The organism is Paenibacillus sp. 05T425 (genome assembly GCF_056396205.1).
Genome location: NZ_JBFTLA010000199.1, coordinates 1 through 307 on the forward strand (window position 1 = coordinate 1; position 307 = coordinate 307).

Annotated in this window: 1 rRNA gene; it reads left to right on the forward strand. The window is 52.8% G+C overall.

The annotated features are described in order from the left end of the window. Positions 1-307: ribosomal RNA gene (locus tag AC1DF0_RS32755) — 23S ribosomal RNA — on the forward strand; the annotation flags it as partial.

Consider the following 307-nt stretch of genomic DNA (forward strand, 5'->3'; position numbering starts at 1 on the left):
GGTTAAGCTATTAAGAGCGCACGGAGGATGCCTAGGCACCAGGAGCCGAAGAAGGACGTGGCGAACAACGATACCGCCTCGGGGAGCCGTAAGCAGGCTTTGATCCGGGGATTTCCGAATGGGGAAACCCAGCTGGAGTAATGTCCAGTTACTACTAAGTGAATACATAGCTTAGTAAGAGGCATACCGGGGGAACTGAAACATCTAAGTACCCCGAGGAAGAGAAAACAAAAGTGATTCCGTCAGTAGCGGCGAGCGAACGCGGATTAGCCCAAACCAAGGAGCTTGCTCCTTGGGGTTGTAGGAC